Here is a 4,017-nt window from a genome sequence, read left to right as displayed (position 1 = left end):
TCTTCGCCTTCGTGACGGCCCCAGTCATCGAACGCGTCCAGCGTGTGCGCCGAGATGCGGATGCGGAACGGCAACATCGCTTTGTGCGCCAGATCCGTGGCGAGCAATTCCATCTGATAGCCGCGATAGGCGTGGCGCTGGCCTTCGTTTTTGCGGGTCAACGCGCGGCGGCCGCTGGCGCTGACTTTGGGTGTCGAGCCAAACAGCTCGCCGATTTCGATCTTCAGGCCGAGCACGATTTTCTGCAGGACGTCGAAAGTCGGGGACATCAGGCCGTTTTCGACTTTGGAGAGGGTCGAGCGGGAGACGCCGCAGAGGCGGCTCGCGGTTTCGAGCGTCAAGTCCTGCGCCTGGCGGGCGGCGCGGACGCGGCGGCCTAGGTCGGTTGTGGATTGATCGGCGGGTTTGGTGAGGTGGGTGTCCATGGGGTCCAACGGCTTAAATGCGTGCCTTGGGAGGCGGGTCGTGTTTCCGATAATAACATTTGGATTAGTGGGGACGTTCGCCGGCAGCGTTAGAGCTAGTATCGGGGAAGCGCTGGTGATGGCTATGAAGTGATGCATTCCCTTTGCACGCCAATCAGTGAGCGCTTGTACGCGCTGCCTCCTTGACACGGGTGATTACCGAAGCCTGTCGCGCTTGGATTTGCGTGCGGTACCGAAGAGTCTTTCTCATCGGAAACGTTGTGCTTTGAAAATAGACCCACAACGTTGTTCGAGAAGCATTCGGACGCATTTGGGCGATGGAATGTACGTTTAAGGACGACGTTGTGGCTCTGCCCTCAGGCCATGTAAAGAGGGGCGCCTTTTTTCTTTCTAATTGGCATCACGAAATCCGCAAATCACAGAGGGTGATAAGGGTGATGTCGTTTGGGTTGGCCGACAGGGGTAGATGCGACCCACTAAAGAATCCACGATTTTTTCCGCTATAGGGTATGCGCGCAAACGCTCGACGTCGCAGCATTGAAATTATTTTAATATTCCTGGTGCTCTGAAAGAGCGTTGGAAATTGAATTGCGAAAGCATTTCGCTGATTATGAATTTTCTAGTCAATTAGCGTAATTTTAGATCGGAAGGCGGGCGCAAGCGATGGCCTTTGATGATTTGTGAGGATGGGCTGTTAGGGCCCGGTGGCAGCCGCGTACGACAGATACCGGCCGGCGGCCTCTCTGGCGAGACACACGTGTTAGGTCGCCCAAAAGTCTCGATTGGGAGGAACTATCCACGTGCACGGTCGCTTACGAGAAATTCGAATGCTCCAGTGCCGCGGGCGAATTATGCGATATGAATCGCAGCGAAAGTAATTCGTTAGAAAATTCACACGCCATCGACTTTTTTTTGTCCCGGTATTGTCATTGCCTCCCTATAATTTCTCTCCGTCGTAACGCTTTGTAAGAGAGGCAGCGTCTCCACGCAGAGAGCTGCCCGTCGATTCCACACGCCACATTACCGTTTGCTCGTCCGAGTAACGTCATGGAGGCGTTCGTGAAGAAAATTGTCAATGTAATTAGTACACCAACATTCAGGGGCGGCTTGCTTTGCGGCGCCGTTTCCGTCGCGCTTGCCGCGGCTATCTTCCCGGCTGTCGCGCAAAGCCAGCAGCAGGCTGCGGTAGCGGCTGCGGCAGTGAACACCGCGTCGCCGATCAAGCATGTCATCGTGGTGGTCGGCGAGAACCGCACGTTCGATCACGTATTCGGCGCTTACACGCCACGCCGGGGGCAGACGGTGGCGAACCTGCTGTCGAAGGGCATCATCACGGCCGACGGCAGCCCAGGCCCGAACTTCGCGCTGGCCACGCAATACACGGCCAGTGCCACCGACCCGAAGCGCTTCGAGATGGCGCCTGGCGGCAAGCAGCCTTACACGGTGCTGCCGGCACCCAATACCGGCAATACGACAAGCGCGCCAAGCGATACCAATCCGCCGCCGTTCGCCACGCTCGCCGCGGCGCAGGCCGCCGAGGGCGCGATGGTGGAGCCTTGGGACGTCGTGCACCTTACCACTGGTGCGAGCGGTTTGCCGACGCATAGCGTCGATACGCGCTTCGGCTCGAACACGTATAACCTGCCGAACGGACCGTATCAGATCTCGCGCGTCGGTCCCGATTATGACCAGTACATCAACAGCCCGGTGCACCGCTTCTACCAGAATTGGCAACAGGCCGATTGCAGCCTCGATCACGCCACGCTCGATAATCCGAGCGGTTGTCAGATGGATCTGTTCGCGTGGGTGGAGACGTCGGAGGGCGCCGGTTCGAACGGCAAGCCGCGGCCCGCGAACTTCAACGACGAGACGACCGGCGAAGGAGCGACCGCGCTCGGCTATTACAACGTGAATACCGGCGACATGCCGTACTTCACGCATCTCGCGCGCGAATTCACGATCAGCGACAACTATCACCAGCCGGTGATGGGCGGCACGGGCGCGAACAGCATCATGATCGGCACCGCCGATGCGCTCTACTACACGGACGGCAACGGCAATGCCACGAAGCCGCCGGCGGATCAGATCGAGAATCCGCTGCCGCAGGCAAACACCAACAACTATTACACGCAGGACGGCTATTCGGGCGGCACGTACAGCAACTGCTCGGACAGTCATCAGCCCGGCGCCGGCACGCTGCGCCACTACCTGGACCGCCTGCCGTACAAGCCGGACGCGAAGTGCGCGCCGAACACGTATTACCTGCTGAACAACTACAATCCCGGCTACAACGGGGACGGCACGGTTAATACAAGTACGTTCACGATCCCGCCGTCGCCGGTGCGGACGATCGCCGATACGCTGATCGAGAAGAACATCTCGTGGAAGTACTACGGCGAAGGCTGGAATACGTTTGTGACTACGCCGGCCACGAGCGTCTACTGCAATATCTGCAACCCGTTCCTGTATGAAACCGCGATCATGACGAACCCGGCGCTCGTCAAGGCGCACCTGCAGGACACGACCGATCTGTACGCGGACATTGCGAACGGCACGCTGCCCGCGGTTTCGTTCGTGAAGCCGGGCGGTCTTCTCGACGGGCACCCGGAGTCGTCGAAGTTCGGGCTCTTTGAATCGTTCGTGCACAAGCTGGTCGACAAGGTGCAGCGCGACCCGAGCCTGTGGGCTTCGACGGCGATCTTGGTCACGACCGACGAAGGCGGCGGCTACTACGACTCAGGCTACATCCAGCCGCTCGACTTCTTTGGCGACGGCCCGCGCATTCCGATGATCGTCGTATCGCCATACTCGCGAGGTGGGCGTGTCGTGCACCAGTACGCAGATCACGCGTCGATCGTGAAGTTCATCGACCGCAACTGGCATCTGAAGCCAATCACGGACAGAAGCCGCGACAATCTGCCGAATCCGATCCAGTTGCAGACGCATCCGTATGTGCCGGTCAATGCGCCCGCAATCGGCGATCTGTTCGACGCGTTCGAGTTTCCGCGCACGCCGTAACGGTGTGGCATGGAGGGCACGGCAGGGCAGGGCCGGCTCTGCCGATCTGGAGGATTGCACCGCGCGGCCGGCCTGGCGCGCGGTTTATTTACTTCTGACGTTTGTGTCTGTGTTTGCGTTTGCGTGTCGCCTCGAGCGCGAGGAACGCCGCCACTTTCGCCATCGTGCCGCATGCGCGACCGCCCGGACCGCCGTTCCTCATGCCGCACCAACGCTTGCTGGCACGGCGGGTGTGATCGTAGAACGCCTATTGGCAGTCGGGGCAGGTCTTCAGTTGCGACCATTTGTCGGGCGCGATTGCTTGCGCCACGGATAGGCAACTTGCGAAAGATAGTCCTGAGTTCAACCCGCCGCGCATCGCAAAGCAAAAGCCGCCCACTTGTTGCAGTAAAGCCTTAGAGCATAGCTTGGCCGGCGAATGTGGGCGTCGACGATTATCGGACTAATACCAATACTGTTCACTTGATAACCACTTTGGGCGCTATTCGCTGATTCAGCGGCTCCCATCGTCGCCGGATCCGGAAATTCGACATCTTTCGCTTCACGCCGCGGGGATTGCGCTTGCCGCGGCTTT

The 4,017-nt window shown here is 59.2% G+C and carries 3 protein-coding genes and 1 pseudogene; 1 reads left to right on the top strand and 3 read right to left on the bottom strand.

Annotated elements, in window-relative coordinates:
• On the bottom strand, positions 1 to 425 hold a 425-nt coding region (locus GNZ13_RS28790), incomplete at its 3' end, for an XRE family transcriptional regulator (RefSeq protein ID WP_172170897.1).
• Between the two features lie 1,047 nt (positions 426 to 1,472).
• Between GNZ13_RS28790 and GNZ13_RS28785 the strand changes: the two genes are divergently transcribed.
• Positions 1,473 to 3,443, top strand: coding sequence for an alkaline phosphatase family protein (locus GNZ13_RS28785; RefSeq protein ID WP_172170895.1), 1,971 nt, complete (start codon positions 1,473 to 1,475; stop codon positions 3,441 to 3,443).
• 88 nt (positions 3,444 to 3,531) lie between these two features.
• Here GNZ13_RS28785 and GNZ13_RS54390 read toward each other — a convergent pair.
• A pseudogene (locus GNZ13_RS54390) lies at positions 3,532 to 3,678 on the bottom strand (hypothetical protein); the annotation flags it as partial.
• A gap of 107 nt (positions 3,679 to 3,785) precedes the next feature.
• Positions 3,786 to 4,017, bottom strand: a 232-nt coding sequence (locus GNZ13_RS51655; protein ID WP_216675062.1) for a hypothetical protein, incomplete at its 5' end; no start/stop codon positions are given.

The organism is Paraburkholderia elongata (assembly GCF_013177735.1).
GTDB lineage: Bacteria > Pseudomonadota > Gammaproteobacteria > Burkholderiales > Burkholderiaceae > Paraburkholderia > Paraburkholderia elongata.
The sequence above is the reverse complement of the archived record's forward strand: the minus strand, read 5'-3'. Positions and strand labels throughout refer to the sequence as shown.